This window comes from Pseudomonas sp. 06C 126 (genome assembly GCF_001855215.1).
Lineage (GTDB): Bacteria > Pseudomonadota > Gammaproteobacteria > Pseudomonadales > Pseudomonadaceae > Aquipseudomonas > Aquipseudomonas proteolytica.
On record NZ_MIFU01000119.1, the window covers coordinates 15,135 to 33,634 of the forward strand.

Annotated in this window: 13 protein-coding genes and 1 pseudogene; 10 read left to right on the top strand and 4 right to left on the bottom strand. The window is 60.1% G+C overall.

Annotated elements, in window-relative coordinates; genetic code table 11:
* Positions 1–3: 3 nt before the first annotated feature.
* Positions 4–1,149 carry a serine hydrolase domain-containing protein gene (locus tag BHC62_RS22765; protein WP_070996239.1) on the bottom strand — a complete coding sequence of 382 codons (1,146 nt, stop codon included), beginning with the start codon at positions 1,147–1,149 and terminating at the stop codon, positions 4–6.
* Positions 1,150–1,280: 131 nt separating this feature from the next.
* Positions 1,281–2,347, bottom strand: a pseudogene (locus BHC62_RS22770) (fatty acid desaturase).
* Between the two features lie 317 nt (positions 2,348–2,664).
* Between BHC62_RS22770 and BHC62_RS22775 the strand changes: the two are divergent.
* The 7 genes from BHC62_RS22775 to BHC62_RS22805 all read left to right on the top strand — a co-directional run bounded on the left by BHC62_RS22775 (position 2,665) and on the right by BHC62_RS22805 (position 12,701).
* Complete coding sequence (locus BHC62_RS22775) at positions 2,665–3,228, top strand: recombinase family protein (RefSeq protein ID WP_070996240.1); 564 nt, start codon at positions 2,665–2,667, stop codon at positions 3,226–3,228.
* Positions 3,229–3,644: 416 nt separating this feature from the next.
* The gene (locus BHC62_RS22780) at positions 3,645–4,160 is read left to right on the top strand and encodes a sigma-70 family RNA polymerase sigma factor (protein WP_029290602.1); all 516 of its coding nucleotides are present in this window, start codon (positions 3,645–3,647) and stop codon (positions 4,158–4,160) included.
* Positions 4,157–5,119, top strand: a complete 963-nt coding sequence (locus tag BHC62_RS22785; protein ID WP_070996241.1) for a FecR domain-containing protein — start codon at positions 4,157–4,159, stop codon at positions 5,117–5,119. The genes BHC62_RS22780 and BHC62_RS22785 overlap by 4 nt, the downstream gene beginning before the upstream one ends.
* Before the next feature lie 97 nt (positions 5,120–5,216).
* Positions 5,217–7,682 carry a TonB-dependent siderophore receptor gene (locus BHC62_RS22790; RefSeq protein ID WP_083335474.1) on the top strand — a complete coding sequence of 822 codons (2,466 nt, stop codon included), beginning with the start codon at positions 5,217–5,219 and terminating at the stop codon, positions 7,680–7,682.
* A gap of 550 nt (positions 7,683–8,232) precedes the next feature.
* Positions 8,233–10,638, top strand: a complete 2,406-nt coding sequence (locus tag BHC62_RS22795) for a glucose/quinate/shikimate family membrane-bound PQQ-dependent dehydrogenase (RefSeq protein ID WP_070996242.1) — start codon at positions 8,233–8,235, stop codon at positions 10,636–10,638.
* Between the two features lie 108 nt (positions 10,639–10,746).
* Positions 10,747–11,979: a carbohydrate porin gene (locus BHC62_RS22800; protein ID WP_070996343.1), complete on the top strand. Its 1,233-nt coding sequence runs from the start codon at positions 10,747–10,749 to the stop codon at positions 11,977–11,979.
* A 95-nt stretch (positions 11,980–12,074) separates the two neighbouring features.
* Positions 12,075–12,701, top strand: a complete 627-nt coding sequence (locus BHC62_RS22805) for a LysE family translocator (protein WP_029290593.1) — start codon at positions 12,075–12,077, stop codon at positions 12,699–12,701.
* A gap of 21 nt (positions 12,702–12,722) precedes the next feature.
* Here the strand turns inward: BHC62_RS22805 and BHC62_RS22810 are convergent, their stop codons facing one another.
* Entirely contained in the window at positions 12,723–13,727 is a 1,005-nt protein-coding gene (locus tag BHC62_RS22810; protein ID WP_083335476.1) for a hypothetical protein, read from the bottom strand.
* A gap of 100 nt (positions 13,728–13,827) precedes the next feature.
* Between BHC62_RS22810 and BHC62_RS22815 the strand changes: the two genes are divergently transcribed.
* Positions 13,828–14,919, top strand: coding sequence for a YafY family protein (locus tag BHC62_RS22815; protein ID WP_070996243.1), 1,092 nt, complete (start codon positions 13,828–13,830; stop codon positions 14,917–14,919).
* Positions 14,916–15,872: an arsenic resistance protein gene (locus BHC62_RS22820; protein WP_070996244.1), complete on the top strand. Its 957-nt coding sequence runs from the start codon at positions 14,916–14,918 to the stop codon at positions 15,870–15,872. Before BHC62_RS22815 ends, BHC62_RS22820 begins: the two co-directional genes overlap by 4 nt.
* Here the strand turns inward: BHC62_RS22820 and yddG are convergent.
* A complete protein-coding gene (gene yddG, locus BHC62_RS22825) occupies positions 15,869–16,759 on the bottom strand; it encodes an aromatic amino acid DMT transporter YddG (protein WP_070996245.1) in 891 nt (296 codons plus the stop codon). The genes BHC62_RS22820 and yddG overlap by 4 nt on opposite strands.
* A gap of 492 nt (positions 16,760–17,251) precedes the next feature.
* Here yddG and mexE point away from each other — a divergent pair, with 492 nt between their 5' ends.
* Complete coding sequence (gene mexE, locus BHC62_RS22830) at positions 17,252–18,499, top strand: multidrug efflux RND transporter periplasmic adaptor subunit MexE (protein WP_070996344.1); 1,248 nt, start codon at positions 17,252–17,254, stop codon at positions 18,497–18,499.
* Position 18,500: the final 1 nt, after the last annotated feature.

The following is an 18,500-nucleotide window of genomic DNA, read 5'->3' on the forward strand; positions in this document are numbered from 1 at the left end:
CCTTCAAAGCGCCGCATAAACAAGAGCCGATAGCCGGCCAGGACGGGGATCAATCATCGTATGGCTACCCGAAGTCGTAGTGACAAAACCAAAGCTCACTCGACTTTCGGGGTCGGCGAAACTCACCGGCCCCCCCAGCCCGAGATGGCCAAAGGCATTGGGGCCCATGGCCAGCGAAGCCGTCGGATCGATTTGCTGCTCCAGCATGCAACCTAATCCATAACGCATTGGGCGCATCCATGTCCGGTCCATGCCGTGACTGTGCTCTTGGGTGAACTCGTTGAGCAGTTCGCGACCGATAAAATTTCCCGCCAGCAAGGCGCTATAGAAACCGGCCAGGCCGTGAGCGGTGCCGTGTCCACATATCGCCGGTTGCCGATACGCCCACCAGCGAGGGTCATTTGTGCGCCTAGGCACCATGCCGGGGTTGGTGAAGGCAAATGTCGCGATATGCAATGGCTGGTTTTTCAGAACGGTCCGCAACGCCTGTGAGTAGGGATCACCGACCCGGCCTGTGGCATTGACGAAACGAGCGATACGGTGAAAGTGCTTTTCGTCCACGCCAAGGTGAACGTCGAGGTCATGGGGGTCCAGAATCTCTTCGTGGATAAAGACACAGGCATCGCGCCCGTCCACCCTGCGAATCAACTCGCCGAGAATCCAGCCGAAGGTGGTGGTGCCATACCCCAGGTCTGTGCCCGGCTCCCACCACAGCGGCTCGGCCTCCAGGACCCGTATCATATGGTCCCAGTCAAACATCATGGGGTTATGGTCGGGGGCTCGCAGCGCCGGCAGGCCCGCAGTGTGGTTCATCACCTGGCGCAAGGTCACCTTGGCTTTGCCACTTTGGGCGAACTCGGGCCAGTAACGGGCCACCGGCGCATCCAGCTCCAGCTTGCCCTGCTCGACCAACATCAGCACAGCCACCGCGACATAGGGTTTTACCACGCAAAACGTATTGGCCAGGGTATCGCGGGTCCAAGGCTTGGACCCCTCCTGGTCCGCCATACCGGCCCACAGGTCGATAACCCTCTCTCCATCTACTTGCACGCAGAGCCCGGCGCCACGCTCTTGTGGATCATCAAACATGTCCTCGAAGGCTTGCTGGACCGCTTCAAACTGCTTGGCACATATCCCTTGCGCTTTCATGCATCAAACTCCTGGTATTTGAAGTACTGCCCTTGGTTTGCCAGGCGGCAGGAACGATCCTGCTGCCTGGCCGGCCATTACTAAAACAACGTTATTCTCGCGAACTCAACCATTTAATGTGCGTGGAACATTCAACCCCGCGAACGCGTTTGAGAGTGGTCCATTGAAAAACGGTTCGCGCGTTTATAGGTGCCGAAGTCATTGAATCTGACACCTGCCTGCGCCATGACTTTATGCGCATAAGGGGCCGTCATCTGACGCAGGTAGAATGGGTCTCGCACAACAAAGTGGTGAATACTGTGAGTGCTGCCGAAGTTAAAGCAGAACATCTGGAACGGCCACAACCACCAAGGGTTCATTACCTGGGTTTGTTGTAATGCATTACGCGGGGCAACATCACCGTAGTAGTGCATATTGGAGCTGATAAAGAACAGACAGAACTGCCTTATAAGATTGGGAGCGATCAGAATAACGACTACGCTATTGACGACTTCCATTAACGCCAATGTCGTAGCAGAACTATTAACCTCCTCTCCCACGATTGAACCAAACCAGACATACAGGTGGTAACCGAGGAACACATACCAGCACCCCCAGTACAAAAGCCCGAAAGGTGTATTGAGTCGAATATCTTGCCTAACAATCTTACCTTTTGCCGCCACCCCGGAGCAAAAACCGCATTCAGGAAACCAAATACAAACCCATCCATCAGTTTCAATAACCGGAGCATTCCCCAAGGGCTACCGCTGGTGGTAATCCAGGCCTCCACATCCGAATCAGTTCCGGACTCTTTATGGTGATGAAAGTGCAGACTGCGCCTTAGCCAAGGGCTGGGCATTCCCGGTCGAGCCAACCAGCAAAAAAACATCATGGCATTATGGGCCAGGGGTTGTTTTCGGAAATAAAGCCGATGAATCAAGTCATGTTCGATTTCATGGATAAACGAAGTCAGCAGAGCATTGATAAAAATACACATCCACCCCGGGATAAAACCCTTGATGTAGAGCCCTCCCGTGACCGCCATCCCTACCAGGGAAAACACCATGACACCCGCCCCCAAAGCATCCTGATGCTGCAGGATCGGGTAGCGCTTGCGCAGGTAGTTCCCATGTTCGGTAATTCGCCGGGTGACATTATCAATCTTTTCCTGATCGGTACTTTGGCGGTCAATTCCGCTGGTGTCTTCCAAGACTTTCATCCATTCATCCTCTGTTTGCGTCGGGGAATTACCAGCTTCGTCAAGCCGGTCAAGTCAATTGTCTGAGCGATAAACAGCAGGCATTCAATTTTATTGGGCAAACTCACTCGCGCCACTCAATAAATATGAAATCGACTGTTTTCGAAAAACTTGTTAGGATCATTCCAAGCTTCAAAATGATAAGACAAGTTCAGTTCTTTGCAACTGTGTATTTTGGGCGAGCTTAGTGTTACAGGCATTTGTGTAATTTTTAATAATTTAGTTACAGTTTGTACAAGGATAAAATAACTGCGTACAAGTATTGCCAAGGAGGCATCATGAGATTGCATCGCATCAAATATTTTCGGCTCTCTCTACAAGAATCCGAGGGTAGCGCGGAGAAAAAAACGAGCCATGATGTATTTGACGCAGTGTTTTGCGATGACCCTGCAGACCATGCCGCGAATCGCCCTGGCCTGGAAAGGCTGATTCGCTACACACAGTGCGGGGACACTGTGGTGGTCGACAGCATGACATCGCTCACCTCAAGCACCGAGCAACTGTGCACCATCACTCGCCGGCTGATTGAAAAACAGGTAACCCTGGAGTTTTTGAACGAAAACCTGGTCTTTCGGCATGACTGCCTTGAAGTCATGGAACCCATCATTGCGGTAATGGAACTGATCGCAGAGTTCGAGCGCGCAGCAACGAGGGAAAAACAGGCAATAGGCATTGCCAGCGCAAAAATGCGTGGGGCTTATAGAGGCAGAAAGAAAAAACTGTCTGACAATCAGGTTGTAAGTTTAATTGACCGCGCCGGCACTGGAGAAAGTAAATCCAAACTAGCGCGTGATTTTGAAATAAGCCGCCAGACACTTTATCGGTACTTGAGATCTACTTAGAGGGCCAGTTACCTGCGGTGCAAATGTGGGTGGCTACAGGCGTATTCAAACCTGCGCCGCCTCACATAACCATCGCACTTGACTCTGTCCCCTGGGACAAGCTCTACCCTGCCTTATCTACTTCAGTTTCATCGTCAGCGGATAAGGCAACCCATGAGTACGTTATGCCAGTTCACCTATGTACATAGAGCGCCTTCTCCCTGATTCGACGTCGGCCCGCAGTTTACTGGCTTGGGCTTGCGGTGGGTAATACCGGCTTTGAGCTCCCATCCGCCGGATGATCGTGCAGGCACCGACACGCAAATGCGCCAGTTGGTTTATCCGGTTTGTGAGCAACTTTGCTTGCTGAACACCAACACCCACACTAAGATGCGACGAATTCTCAAATGCATCCAGTTATCGCGCGGAGGCTTTTCGTGTCGTCGCCATCCACTCCTTCAGCCCCTCACGCCGAAATCCGCACGCTATACATCGATCACCACGCGTGGTTGCTGGACTGGTTGCGCAAGCGGCTGCGCCATGGCGACAACGCTGCGGACCTGGCTCACGACACCTTTGTGCACATCCTCGGCAAGCCGGAGCGGTTGCAGGAGTTGCGTCAGCCACGAGCCTGGTTGAGTACGGTGGCTCACGGGCTGCTGGTAGATCGCGTGCGGCGCCAGCGAGTCGAACGGGCTTACCTGCAAGCCATTGCCCACCTCCCGGAAGCTGGGGTGCCGTCACCGGAGTCGCAGCTGATCCTGTTGGAAACCCTGGTGCGCGTCGACGCACTGCTCGATGGCCTGCGGCCCAAGGTGCGCATGGCGTTCCTGATGTCGCGGCTCGAAGGCCTCAGCTACAAGGAGATCGCCGAGCGCCTGGCCATCAGTCTCAGCTCGGTGGAGAAGTACATGGCCACTGCCATTCGCCACTGCTACCTGGCGCAACGATGATCGCGCCAGATGACGTGCTGGACCAGGCGGTCGGCTGGCTGGTGCGAATCGAGTCCAACGGCGCGACCCCAGAGGTCCTGGAAGCCTGCCAACGCTGGCGCCAGGCCGATGCACTGCATGAAACCGTCTGGCAAGCGCTGCAAAAAAGCGACGCCACCTTCCAGAACCTGGCCGCGCTGCCCGGCACCGTGGCCCTGGATACCCTCGAGCACCTCAACGGCAATCATCACAGCCGGCGCCAGGCCCTCAAGCTGCTGGGGGTGGGGCTGCTTGCCTGTGGCGTTACCGGCTGGTCACTGCGCGAAAGCACGCTGGTGCCCTGGGGCGCGGACTATGCCACCGGGGTGGGCGAACGGCGGCAGTTCCTGCTGAGCGACGGCACCCGCCTGCAACTGAACACGGCCAGTACGGTGGACGTGCAATTGGGCGCCCAGCGTCGGCTGATCACCCTGCGCCGTGGCGAGATTTTCATCGATACCGGCAAGGACAGCGCCGATCCCGGTGGGCGCCGCAGCTTCTGGGTCAGCACCCGGCATGCGCAGTTACAGGCCATCGGCACCGCCTTTGCAGTGCGTGACGAGCAGCAGGGTACGCGCCTGCGGGTCGAGGATGGCGTGGTGGCCATTCAAGGTGCTGGCGAGCCGGTCCTGGTTGCCGCCGGTGAGGAATACCTGATTGATGCCAACGGCAGCCACCGTGTCCAGGTCAGCACCCTCAACGCCAGCGCCTGGACCCGTGGGCAATTGGTCGCCAAACGCATGCCCCTGGGGGACCTGAGCGCCGAGCTGGCGCGTTATCGCCATGGCTGGTTGCACTGCGATCCCGCCATCGCGCAGTTAGAGGTATCGGGCGTATTCCAGCTCGATGACATCGACCGCGCCTTGAGCGCCCTGAGTGATTCGCTGCCGGTACGCATCGAGCGCTTTACGCCGCTCTGGACCCGTGTCGTCGCTCGTTGAGCCGGATGAGAAAAAATCGCAAAAACTTTTACGGGTTTTGCCCAGCCCTTCGACAGACAGGCAACACACCTCGTCATTCGAAAGGAGCTCGCCGTTCATGTCCCAAGCGTTGATTCCCCCTCGCCCCCTGCATCGCAGCGTTCTGGCGCTAACCCTCCAGAGCCTGTTGCTGGGCGCCGCGACTGGCCTGCCGCTGGCCAGCTTTGCCGTCCAGGCCGAACAGGCCGAGAGCCGCCATTACGACCTGGCCGCCGGGTCGCTGGAAGAGTCACTCAACAGTTTCGCCCAGGTGGCCGGGATCACCCTGCCCTTTGATCCGGCCCTGGTGCAGGGCAAGCGCGCGCCGGCGCTGCGGGGTGACTTTGGGGTGCATGAGGGTCTGGACCGCCTGCTGGTGGACAGTGGTCTGGCCGTTACGCGCAATGCCAGCGGCAACTACCTGCTGATACCGCGCAGCCAAGCCAGCGGCGCTGTCGAGCTGGGCGCGACTACCGTCAGCGGCCTGGCCCTTGGGTCGACCACTGAAAACAGCGGGTCCTACACCACCGGGGCGATGCAGACCGCGACCAAGCTGCCATTGTCCCTGCGCGAGACGCCGCAATCGGTCACAGTGATCACCCGCCAGCGCATGGACGACCAGGGCATGCGCAGCCTTGACGACGTCGTCCAGGCCACGCCTGGGCTGCGGTTGTCGGCCTCGCGCCCGGCCAACAGCGAGTACTTTGCCCGGGGTTTTCCCATCACCAACCTGATGTTCGATGGCCTGCCCACCACCTATAACGCCGACTGGGTGGCGGCCGCCGACCTGGCCCCCTACGACCGCGTCGAAGTGGTACGCGGCGCCACCGGCATGATGCAAGGCGCCGGCAACCCATCGGCCGCCATCAACATGGTGCGCAAGCGTCCCACCAAGGAGTTCCAGGCCAGCATCACCGGCAGCGCCGGCAGTTGGGACAACTACCGCAGCGAACTGGACGTTTCCGGCCCGGTCAATGCCAGCGGCACCGTGCGTGGCCGCTTTGTCGGCGCCTACAACGACAAGGACAGCTATCAGGATTACGCCGGGCGCGAGCGCGGCGTGTTCTACGGGATCAGCGAGTTCGACCTGAGTGACAGTACGACCCTGACCGTGGGGGCGTCCGACCAGAACGACAATAACAACATCAACTGGGGCGGCTTGCCGGTGAATCCGGATGGCAGCCATATGGGTTTCTCCCGCTCCAAGACTTTCGGATACAGCTGGTCGCACCAGGACGTCAACAACAAGACACTGTTCGTCGAACTCGATCAACGCTTCGATAACGATTGGCGCCTGCACCTGGGCGCCTCAAAAAACTGGTCCGAATTCAAGATGATGGGCGGCGTCCTCGAACGCAACAACGACGCCACCTACCGCCAGCGCATCTTCAACCAGGGCCGTGACTTCGACCAGTCCACCTATGACTTTTTTGCCAGTGGCCCCTTCTCGCTATTGGGCCGCCAACATGAACTGGTGGTGGGCGCCAGCAAGCGCCAGCTCAAGACCGAGGCCACCGGCGGCCACGTGTTCGTCGGCGTGCCCGACATCAACGGCTTCAGCCCCAAGGGCCTGGCTAGACCAACCGTTCCGGACGTTTACTCCCTCAATGACAAAGTGGATCAGGAAGGTCTCTACCTGACCACCCGCTGGAACCTTGCCGACCCACTGAAAGTCATTCTCGGCGCACGCCTGGACTGGTACGACGCCACCTCGATCTATGACCAGACCAACGATCAGTACTACACCTCGGGCAAAACCAAGGAAGTGCGCCACGTCACCCGCTATGCCGGGGTTATCTATGACCTGGACGACAACCACTCGGTCTATGCCAGCTACACCGATATCTTCCAGCCCCAGACCGAGAAGAATGGCGAAGGTAACGGGATCAAGCCGATCACCGGCGAAAACTACGAAGTGGGTATCAAGGGCGAATACTTTGGCGGCGCGCTGAACGCCAGCGCTTCGCTGTTCCAGATCGACCAGCTCAATCGGGCGGCGGAAGTGGCCGACTCCAGCGTCTGCCGGGTCATCCCCGTCGGCAGCTACGGCTGCTATGAAGCCGCCGGCAAGGTACGCAGCCAGGGCCTGGAACTGGAGATCAACGGTGCCCTGACGCCCAACTGGCAAGTGGCTGCCGGCTACACCTTCGCCCAGGCCAAGTACGAAAAAGATGCGGACAAGAGCAAGGAAGGCACGCTGTTCGACACCGACGTCCCGCGCCACATGTTCAAGGCCAATACCACCTACCGTCTGCAAGGCGACATGAGCCAATGGCGCATCGGCGCCAACCTCTATAGCCAGAGCGCGACGTTCAACAAAGGCAGCAACGTGTTCGGCAAATTCCATATCGAACAGGATGCCTACGCCCTGGTCGGGCTGATGGCGGGTTACCAGGTGGATAAGCATCTGGATACCCAGCTGAACATCAATAACGTCTTCGACAAGAAGTACTACCAGGGCATCGCCAGCAACTCGACCTGGAGCCCGTACGACGTATTTGGCGACCCACGTAACTTTACCGTTACGGCGAAGTATTCCTTCTAAGGGGCAGCGGGAGATTTCGGATACTAGCGGTGTGTCAGCCACCAAATGTAGTGACTGAACCACCGCTATCGCGGGCAAGCCCGCTCCCACAGGAGATCTTTGCCAAGCACAAATTTGCGTCACACCAACAATCAAATGTGGGAGCTGGCTTGCCTGCGATAGCGGTCTATCAGCCGCCAAACATAGTGACTGAACCACCGCTATCGCGGGCAAGCCCGCTCCCACAGGGGATCTTTGCCAAGCACAAATTTGCGTCACACCAACAATCAAATGTGGGAGCTGGCTTGCCTGCGATAGCGGTCTATCAGCCACCAAATGTAGTGACTGAACCACCGCCATCGCGGGCAAGCCCGCTCCCACAGGGGATCTTTGCCAAGCACAAATTTGCGTCACACCGACAATCAAATGTGGGAGCTGACCCGCCGCCCTACACCCAGCAAAAGCCCCGTTAATCGGGGCTTTTGCTTTTGAGCGCAGATAGAATGTACCAAGCAGTTAATTAGCTTGCTATCATTACCCCCCTGGACCATCACCCTCGGGCTTTCTCGACATGAAACACACACTCCGCGCCACTGGCGCCTCTCGATTCCTGTTGCTGGGCTTGGGCGTCATTATCGTCCTGCTCGGCGTGGCCTTGGCTGTCGGCGGCGCAAAACTGCTGAGTCTGGGAGGCTCGGGCTACTTCCTGGTCGGCGGCGTGGTCATGGCCATCGCGGGTCTGTTGATTGCACAGCGCAAACCGGCGGGTGCCTGGTTGTTCGCTGCCTTTCTGCTCGGCACTGCCGTGTGGGCTGTATTGGATGTAGGCCTGGTGTTCTGGCCGTTGTTTTCGCGGCTGTTCATGTTCGCCGTTATTGGCCTGGCGGTAGCGCTGGTCTATCCGTGGCTGGCACCGGCCGCAGGCCGTGGTGCCTACGGTGTGGCGGGCGTGCTGGCGGTGGCGCTGGCCGTGGCGGCGGGCAATATGTTTGTCGCCCACCCCAGCGTCGCACCAAACGGCGATGGCCCAGGCTTGACACCCGTTGCGCCGGCAGAGGCGCAGAAGGACTGGGCACACTACGGCAACACCGAAGGCGGCAGCCGTTTTGCCGCCCTGGACCAGATCAATCGCAGCAACGTCGACAAGCTCAAGGTGGCCTGGACCTATCGCACCGGTGATGTGGCCATCAGCGACGGCAACGGCGCCGAAGATCAACTCACGCCCCTGCAGATCGGCAACAAGGTGTTTATCTGCACGCCCCATAACAACCTGATCGCGCTGGATGCCGATACCGGCAAAGAGCTGTGGAAGAACAGCATCAACGCCCAATCAGCGGTATGGCAGCGCTGCCGTGGCATGGCCTATTTCGACGCCAGTGCGCCAATCGCCCAACCGACCCAGGCCAACAGTTCGCCGATCATTGCCGCCAGCGTGCCCGCCGGTGCGCAATGCCAGCGACGCCTGTTGACCAATACCATCGATGCACGGCTGATTGCGGTGGATGCCGATACCGGTGAGTTCTGCGAAGGCTTTGGCAACCACGGCCAAGTGGATCTGAAAGCCGGCCTGGGCAATGTGCCGGACAGTTATTACCAGCTGTCCTCGGCGCCCTTGATGGCCGGCACCACCGTGGTGGTTGGCGGGCGCGTCGCCGATAACGTCCAGACCGATATGCCAGGCGGCGTGATCCGCGGTTTTGATGTGATCAGCGGGCAAATGCGCTGGGCGTTCGACCCGGGCAACCCTGAAGACAAGCAAGCGCCTGCCGCAGACAGTACCTATGTGCGCAGCACCCCCAACAGCTGGGCGCCGATGTCCTATGACCCGCTGATGAATACTGTATTCCTGCCGATGGGCAGCTCGTCCACCGATATCTATGGTGTCGAACGCACCCAGCTCAACCACAAATACGGCGCCTCCGTACTGGCGCTGGACGCCTCCACCGGTGAAGAAAAGTGGGTGTACCAGACCGTCCACAACGACCTCTGGGACTTCGACCTGCCGATGCAACCGAGCCTGATCGACTTCACCCTGGCCGACGGCAAGACCGTACCGGCCGTGGTGATCGGCACCAAGGCCGGGCAGATCTATGTACTGGACCGCGCCACCGGCAAGCCGCTGACCGCTGTAGAAGAAGTGCCCGTCAAGGCTGCCAATATTCCCAATGAGCCATACTCCCCCACCCAGCCAAGGTCCGTGGGCATGCCGCAGATCGGCGCGCAAACCCTGAGCGAATCGGACATGTGGGGCGCAACCCCCTATGACCAGTTGCTGTGCCGCATCGACTTCAAAAGCATGCGCTACGAAGGCTTGTACACCGCACCGGGTACCGATAAGTCACTGAGCTTCCCGGGTTCCCTGGGCGGTATGAACTGGGGCAGCATTTCCACCGACCCGGTGCATGGCTTTATCTTCGTCAACGATATGCGCCTGGGCCTGTGGATCCAGATGATCCCGTCGCAGAACAAGGCCCAGGCCTCCTCCGGTGGCGAAGCGCTGAACACCGGGATGGGCGCGGTCCCGCTCAAGGGCACGCCCTACGCCGTGAACAAGAACCGCTTCCTGTCGGTGGCCGGCATTCCGTGCCAGGCACCGCCATTCGGCACCTTGACCGCCATCGACATGAAAACCCAGAAAATTGCCTGGCAAGTACCCGTTGGCACGGTTGAAGACACCGGCCCACTGGGCATTCGCATGCACCTGCCGATCAAGGTGGGCCTGCCGACCCTGGGCGGTACCCTGTCCACCCAGGGCGGCCTGGTGTTTATCGCCGGCACCCAGGACTTCTACCTGCGCGCCTTCAACAGCGCCAATGGCGAGGAAGCCTGGAAAGCCCGCCTGCCCGTGGGCAGCCAGGGTGGGCCGATGACTTACGTGTCGCCCAAGACCGGCAAGCAATATGTGGTCATCACGGCCGGTGGCGCGCGCCAGTCCACCGACCGTGGCGACTACGTAATCGCCTACGCCCTGCCTTGAGCCCCACGCGGCGCATATGCGCCGCTGTTTGAAGGTGGGAGCCGGACTTCCCGGCTCCCACTGATAGTGTGATTTTTCCAGGAAGACCTCGCGTTGAATACTCTCTCTATCCGCTTGCTCGGCAGCCTGCTGCTGGGCGCCATATTGCCCGCCTACGGCAGCACCCTCACCGGCGACTGGGGTGGGCTGCGCCATCAGCTCGACGAGCAAGGCATCAAGTTCACCGGCGACTACAGCGGCGAAACCGCCTATAACGCCCATGGCGGCCAGCATCGTTCGGCGCGTTACTCGCAAAACATCAAGCTTGGCGTGCAGCTGGACCTGGGCAAACTGTATGGCCTGCACAACGGTGACAAGATCCAACTGACGGTCAACGACCGCCGTGGCAATAGCGCCTCCGAGGATCTGGTGGGCAACCGCCTGCCGATCCAGGAAAACTACGGTGGGCTCTACACCCGCCTTACCGAGTTGAGTTATGAGCGCACCCTGTTCACCCCGGCGCTGAACCTCAAGCTCGGTTATATGGCCATGGGCAACGATCTGGGCGGCCTCGACAGCGGGATCCTGTGCAACTTCATGAACGCCGGTTTCTGCGGGCACCCGCTGAACATGTCCGGCGGCAGCGGTTGGACCAACTACCCCAACGCACACCTGGGCGCGCGGGTGAAGTATGACTTTTCGCCGGCCTGGCAATTGCGCGTGGCGGCGTTCAATGTCGACCCGCAAAGCAACGGCAACTCCAGCCGCGCCTGGCATGTGGGGCCCAAGCACACCACCGGCACCGTAGTGCCCATCGAACTGGTCTACAAGCACGCCAGCGAACTGCCCGGCGAGTACAAGCTCGGCTATTACTACGACAGCTCCAACGTGCAACGCATCGGCAGCGATAAACACGTCAGCGGCCGCGGCGGCCATTATCTGCTGATCGACCAGGCCCTGTGGAACTCCCAGACCTCGGAGGGCCGCACCTTGCATGCGTTCGGCCAGTACTCGGCCGCGAGCAAGTCAGCGTCGCCATTCAGCCGCTGGTACGGCGCCGGCCTGGTGCTGTACAAACCGTTCGCCGGCCGGCCACGGGACACCGTTGCCCTGGGATATGGCCGTGCGGTGCCCAACCCACGCAGCCGCGATGTACTGCAACAGGCCGCAGAAGCCAGCGACAATGCTTTCCCCAACCTGGACAGTGCCGAACAGTTGCTCGAACTGAGTTACGGCTACCAAGCCACGCCTTGGCTGATCCTGCGCCCGGATGTGCAATACATCATTGAACCGGGGGCGTTTTCCGGGGAGAAGATCGACAACGCGCTGATACTGGGCCTGCAAGTGAAGGCGACGTTCTGAAGCGCAAGCTTTCAGGCAGTTGAATTAAGCTTGATCCGGGTTATCCGGTTGGAACACGATGGCGGACTTGAACCGTTGACGAAAGGACTGTCGTAATGTTCCCACTGGATATCTGGCTGACCTATAGCGCTGCCTGCCTGTTATTGGTGCTCTCCCCCGGACCGGACAATCTGCTGGCAATCGCCAGGGGCCTGAGCCAAGGGCGTATGGCCGCAGCCATTTCGGGGATCGCGTCAGGCACCGGGATTCTGTTTCACGTGGCTACGGCATCGCTGGGCCTGACCCTGCTGATGCAGACATCCGCCGTGGCCTTCTGGGTGGTCAAGGTAATCGGCGCCAGCTACCTGTTATGGCTGGGCATCAAGGTCCTGCGCTCGCGCAGCCTGATCAACTTCAAGCCGGCTGCGCGGCAACCGCTCAAAAGCATCTTCCTCACTGGCTTCCTGTCGGCGGCGCTGAACCCCAAGCCGGGGCTGTTTGTGCTCGCATTCATCCCCCAGTTCGTCAACCCGTCATTGGGCTCGGTCACCGTGCAGATGATGGTCTACGGTGCCTGGTTCGCCGCGTTGACCGCACTGGGCTTTGCGCTCATGGGGATTTTTGCGACGCGGCTGTCGACATGGCTGCAGCGCAAGCCAAAAGTGGTCAATGGCCTGAACGTGGGCGCCGGACTGACCTTCGTCGCGTCCGGGCTTTCGGTGGCGGCACTCAGTCAAAAATAGACCGGCCTAAAGATGCTATTGCTAGCCTGGCACCCGTGCCTTGGCCAGCATGTCATCCAACTGCGCAATCAGGTCATCGGCACTGACCTCGACAAAATTCCCACGGGCAGCCGCTAGGATCTTCTCGGCAAACTCGGCGCTGTATTCCTGGTATGGCGCCTCGGCTTCCTGGCCCAGGTCATAGCCAATCATAAACAGCGCCGCCTCCATGGCACGCAATGGATCATTCGGCGCCGCCACCTGCTGGAAGCGGCTACCGGCAGCGTCTGGATGCTTGAGCACGGCACTGAGCAACCAGCTGGCGCGCAGGTTCCACATGGCGTGGTGGTGCCCGGAGCGCAAACCCGTGAACTTGAACCCATCGCCGCCGGGATTGCGGCGTTTTGGCGCGAGGGCATCTTTGTCTTCCTTGGCTTTGGCCCAGGGGAAGCAGAGGTCCCGCGGTACTTTTACCAGGCCGTGTGCATGGCAGTATTTCACCACCAACCAGCCCAGGCCTGCGGCCACGCGGCTGTCATAGATAATGAAGTCCTTGCACAGCAGGGAATACACCTTGGTCATCCCGGCGTTGAAGCGCAACTGGTCGGAGCGCAACACCGATGCACGCTCATCACCGGCGTCCAGCGCTGCCACGATGGTTTGCAGCATGCTCGCCAGGCCAACCTTGTTTGTCTGCAACCAGTCCACGTTGTGCGCCGTGACACCACCCCAGCGCATCACATCACTTGCCGCTGCTGCGCTGCGAGCGTCGTCGCCGGCAGCCGCCACCAGGTCTTTACCCAAGGCTGCCAGGGCCTTGCCGTTGCTGAGCGCACTGGTACCTGGAGCAAAGTCCAGGCGCGCATTGCCCGGATGGTTCCAGCGATAGTGTTCGAATGCGTTGTACAAGCTGCTGCACGACCAATGCACGCCGGTTTTGCGGTTGACGTACTGATGCTTGAACAGCACCGGGGATTCGAGCTCCGAGGCCAACCAGCGCGTGAACGCAATAACGTGTGGCAGGGCTAGATAGGTTTTGCAGTTCATGAAATGCTCCTGTGGGCTGGCGCTCTAAATCGCGGGTTTGCTTGCCAGCGAGCACATAGTCCCAGCGAATAAACCCACTTTTTGTCTTTGAGTATCGGCCATGATCAATTATCACCGACGCCGCACCGCGCTGCGCAAGATTCTCCAGCGCAGCGGCACGTCGATGAAGACCGCAGACATCCATACAGCGCTGTGCAAGTGGTTCGATGACTTCAGCCTCCATGGCAAAACCACCCTGCGTGATCTTGAAGCCCTGACCGAAACCGAACTGGTGGCAGTGGGGGAAAAAGGCCCGGATAAAAAGGCCAAATACTGGAAGTCCGGCCGCGAGAGTTTTGACCTGACGCTCTCTCCCACAGAAGCCATGACCCTGGCAGCGATTTTCGAGCATGCCCAGCGTTTCGGGTTCAACGCCCATACCGAACAGCTCGGTGAACTGCGCGAATACGCGGCGTCGGAGATGACCAAGCATTCGGCCCGCCCCCTGGCCTGGTCCCAACGCATCACCAGCGGCACGCGGTTTACCCTGCTCCAGCCGGGCAAGCACGACCCCGCGCACCTGGCCACGATTCAAACGGCGATCCTCGAAGACGTGTCCCTGGAAGTGACCTACCTGCCCAGGGACGCAGGCGGCGTCGAATGTCGGTACTTGTTGAAACCCCTGGCCCTCTCCTATCAGGACTCCAATGTCTATCTGTCTGCGTATGTGGAGCAGGAGCATTGGCCGGCCGGGTACGTGCCTGCAGATCAGCGTGGCAAGTACAGCAGCAACGGGCCGCGCACACTGTGTGCGCTGATGCTGCATCGCATGCTGGCGGTGAAGACCAGTTGGCTGGATGTGCCTGGCCCGCCGCATTACGACGTCAATTCGCTGGACGCGCAAAAGCACCTGATGACCATCCATGGCGAGGCACCGGTGCCGCTCAAGCTGCGCCTGAGTGCCAATCTGCATAACCGCTTGAGCGAGAACCCGCTGACCGACGACCAAGTGATCGTGCCCCAGGGTGACCAGCATTGGGACTTGAGTTGCAGCCTCTACGACACCCAGGGCCTGCGCCTGTTTTTGCTGAGCAATGCGGCGGATATTGAAGTCTTGGCCCCGGCCACCCTGCGCACCCACGTACACCAGACTCTGTTGCGCGCCGTCACGCTTTACGCCAGCAATGAACCCGCGCCAAAGGACACGCCGTGAACCGAGACCAGTTGGAGCAGCACCAGATCGCGATCTACTTCGTGGTGGTCATCGTCGCCGCCGTCGGCGGCTTGCTCGCCCCTCAGGCTGCGCAGGGCCTGGGCGGCCTCGTCACTCCGGCGATTGCGGTGTTGATGTACGCGATGTTCCTGCAAATCCCGTTTCTGCAACTGCGCCAGGGCCTGGCCAACAGACGCTTCATCGCAGCGTTGCTGGTGGCCAACTTTGTGTTGATCCCCCTGCTCGTCTGGGCGCTTACCCTTGGCCTGCATGATCAACCGGCGATCCTGATCGGCGCGCTGCTGGTGCTGCTCACGCCCTGCATCGACTACGTGGTGGTGTTTACCCATATTGGCAAAGGCGATGCCCGATTGACCCTGGCCGCCACGCCCTTGCTGCTGTTGCTACAACTGGCGCTGCTGCCGTTGTACCTGACAGTTATTCCCAGTGAGGCTGCGGTAACGATCACCCTCGGGCCATTTGTCGAGGCGTTTGTGCTGCTGATCGCCATACCTCTGCTGCTGGCGGTACTGACGTGTGCCGGGGCCCGGCGCTCACCCCATATTGCGCGCTGGAACCAGGGCTGGGCGTGGATGCCGGTGCCGGCCATGGCGACGGTGCTGCTGGTAGTGATTGGCTCGCAGATCGCGTTCGTGGCGCAGCAGATCGAGCAGTTGTTGCCAGTGATCCCGGTGTACCTGGGTTTTATGCTCCTGGCACCGGTGGTTGGCGCCCTAACGGCACGGGCCTTCCGGCTGCCGGCGGCCACGGCGCGTTCAGTCACCTTCAGCAGTGCCACGCGCAATTCGCTGGTGGTCCTGCCATTGGCGCTGGCCTTGCCGGAAGACATGCGCATGCTGGCTGCGGCGGCGATCATCACCCAGACATTGATCGAGTTGGTCTGTGAGCTGATCTATATCCGCGTGATTCCGGCCCTGGTCTGGCGGGCCTAGGCCTGCTCGCGCGTCGCGTGCCAGCACAGTAGCGAACCTGCCGTGACCAGCACCGCGCCCTGCCAGAATTGCGGGGTGAGGTGGGCGCCCAGCCACAGCGCGGCGAAGGCCGATGACAACACCGGCGCGCCGTAGGACGCGGTCGCCAGCAACGTCAGGTTGCCGCGCAGGATGCCGATATTCCACAGGGCATAACCACCCGCCATGGCGACGCCCGTGGCCAGCAATTCCAGGCTGCTGCCCAGGCTAAAAGCCGGCAGCACCTCGGCACTCAAGCCGTATTTGACCCATAGCACCGCTGCGGTGAGGATGAAAAACAGCACCACCAGGTTTTGCCCACCCGCGTAGCGCCGTGTGACGTTGCAATACAAGGCAAAGGTAATCGCGCAACCCAGGGCCAGGCTGTAACTCAACGGGTTGGATTGCACATTGGCGACGATGGTTGCCAATGCCAGGCCATCGCCACTCACCACCCAGAGAATGCCAAACAACGCCAACGCACTGCCCGGCACGATGATCCAGCGCGCCTTTTGCCCATTCATGACAATCGCCAGTAGCACCGTCAGGCACGGCCATAGGTAATTCACCACACCTAATTCAATGGCCTGGTTGCGACTGCTGGCAAAGCCCAGGGCCAGAGACAGACAGACCTCGTAGGCCACAAACAACCCGCTGCCCATGATCAAGTAAGGCCAGGACGTGGCGCGCAAGCGTGGACGTCCGAGCCAGGACACCAGCAGAACCGCACCCAACGTATAGATCAGCGCCGCACCGCCCAGGGGCCCGAACACCTCGCTGACGCTGCGGATCAACCCGGCGGCGGTGCTCCATAAAAGGATTGCCACCAAACCACACACCGTCGCGGCCCGCTCTCCCCTGATCTGCATGGATGCCTCTCTAAGAATGTCCACAGCCACAGCACCTGCGGCACAAAGGCCGCAACGGTACACGCTGGGGTATTGCTTGTCGCCTTATGAGAGCTCGGTGGGTCAGTTGATGCTTGTCTGGCTGAGCGGGCGCCATCGCGGGCAAGCCCGCTCCTACAGGGGATCTTGGTGGTGCTGGATATTTCGGCTACACCACAGAACGAAGGTGGCTCGCCTGCGATGGCGATGGGTCAGTTAATGCATTTCTGGCTGAACTGACGCAGCCCCACAGGGAATATCTTCAGGGTAGGCACTCGAGATTGGCTGCAGATCGCGCAAAGGTGTTTTGCTATCAATGGGATTGATAGCACCCTAACGAAAACCCCATGCTAGAGGGCTTTCCCCAGGCTTATATCATTCCGAATGATAGTTACCTTTGTTTCATTCGATTCGTGAGATAGCACACCGCCGAGCATGATCCGCCCATCTCAAATACATTGGCGGATGCACCTCATGGAACAGTCACTCAAACATTTGCGCTATCCCCTGGCCCTTCTGGCCGTGCTGGTGATGAGCGCATGCGGCAAGGCCCCCGAGCAAGCGGCCGCCATGCCCGCCAGCAAAGTCAGCGTTGCCAAGGTGCTGGAGCAACCCGTCAACGAGTGGGACGAGTTCACCGGCCGCCTCGAAGCCCCGGAAACCGTACAGATCCGCCCACGGGTGTCGGGCCAGATCGACCAGGTAGCCTTTACCGAAGGCGCGCTGGTGAAGAAAGGCGACCTGCTGTTCCAGATCGATCCACGTCCATTCCAGGCCGAAGTGCGGCGCCTTGAAGCCCAACTTCAACAGACCCGAGCCGCGGCATCGCGCAGTGACAACGAAGCCCAGCGTGGCGAGCGCCTGCGCCAGAGCAATGCGATTTCCGCCGAGCTGGCCGACTCCCGTACCACTGCCGCCCAGGAAGCCCGCGCCGCCGTGGCCGGGATCCAGGCGCAGTTGGACCTGGCCCGCCTGAACCTGAGTTTCACCCGCGTCACCTCGCCCATCAGTGGCCGTGTCAGCCGCGCCGCGATCACCGCCGGTAACCTGGTGACCGCCGACGTCACCGAGCTGACCAGCGTGGTCTCCACCGACAAGGTCTATGCCTACTTCGACGCCGATGAGCGCGTGTACCTCAAGTACACCGAACTGGCGCGCCAGGGCCGTCGCGGCGCGACCACCCCGGTGTACCTGGGCCTGTCCAACGAAGAGGGCAACCCGCACCTGGGCCAGATGAACTTTGTCGACAACCAGGTCAACCCGGCCACCGGCACCATCCGTGGCCGCGCCGTGTTCGATAACAGCGACGGGCGCTTCACCCCAGGCCTGTACGCGCGCCTCAAGTTGGTGGGCAGCGGCACCTACTCCGCCGTGCTGATCACCGACGAGGCCGTGGGCACCGACCTTGGCAAGAAATTCGTACTGGTGATGGATGGCGACAATAAGTCCGCCTACCGCGCCGTTGAATTGGGGCCAAAGATCGAAGGCTTGCGCATCGTACGCAGCGGCCTGAGCAAGGACGACACCATTATCGTCAAGGGCCTGCAGCGGGTGCGCCCGGGATCGCCGGTCGCCCCGGAAACCATCCCGATGGCCAGCCAGGCCACTCTCGCCGCCTTGGCCCAACAACGACAAGCGCTTGAAGCCAGCAACCTGGAGCAAGTGACGCCGGACAACAAAGCCGCGCCCAAGCTCGCCAGTGTCGCGATTCCACGCGGTTAAG

Bases quoted from the DNA above. Each gene is read 5' to 3' on its own strand.
- BHC62_RS22765 (WP_070996239.1), bottom strand. From the start codon at position 1,149: ATGAAAGCGCAAGGGATATGTGCCAAGCAGTTTGAAGCGGTCCAGCAA.
- BHC62_RS22775 (WP_070996240.1), top strand. From the start codon at position 2,665: ATGAGATTGCATCGCATCAAATATTTTCGGCTCTCTCTACAAGAATCC.
- BHC62_RS22785 (WP_070996241.1), top strand. From the start codon at position 4,157: ATGATCGCGCCAGATGACGTGCTGGACCAGGCGGTCGGCTGGCTGGTG.
- BHC62_RS22790 (WP_083335474.1), top strand. From the start codon at position 5,217: ATGTCCCAAGCGTTGATTCCCCCTCGCCCCCTGCATCGCAGCGTTCTG.
- BHC62_RS22795 (WP_070996242.1), top strand. From the start codon at position 8,233: ATGAAACACACACTCCGCGCCACTGGCGCCTCTCGATTCCTGTTGCTG.
- BHC62_RS22805 (WP_029290593.1), top strand. From the start codon at position 12,075: ATGTTCCCACTGGATATCTGGCTGACCTATAGCGCTGCCTGCCTGTTA.
- BHC62_RS22810 (WP_083335476.1), bottom strand. From the start codon at position 13,727: ATGAACTGCAAAACCTATCTAGCCCTGCCACACGTTATTGCGTTCACG.
- BHC62_RS22815 (WP_070996243.1), top strand. From the start codon at position 13,828: ATGATCAATTATCACCGACGCCGCACCGCGCTGCGCAAGATTCTCCAG.
- yddG (WP_070996245.1), bottom strand. From the start codon at position 16,759: ATGCAGATCAGGGGAGAGCGGGCCGCGACGGTGTGTGGTTTGGTGGCA.
- mexE (WP_070996344.1), top strand. From the start codon at position 17,252: ATGGAACAGTCACTCAAACATTTGCGCTATCCCCTGGCCCTTCTGGCC.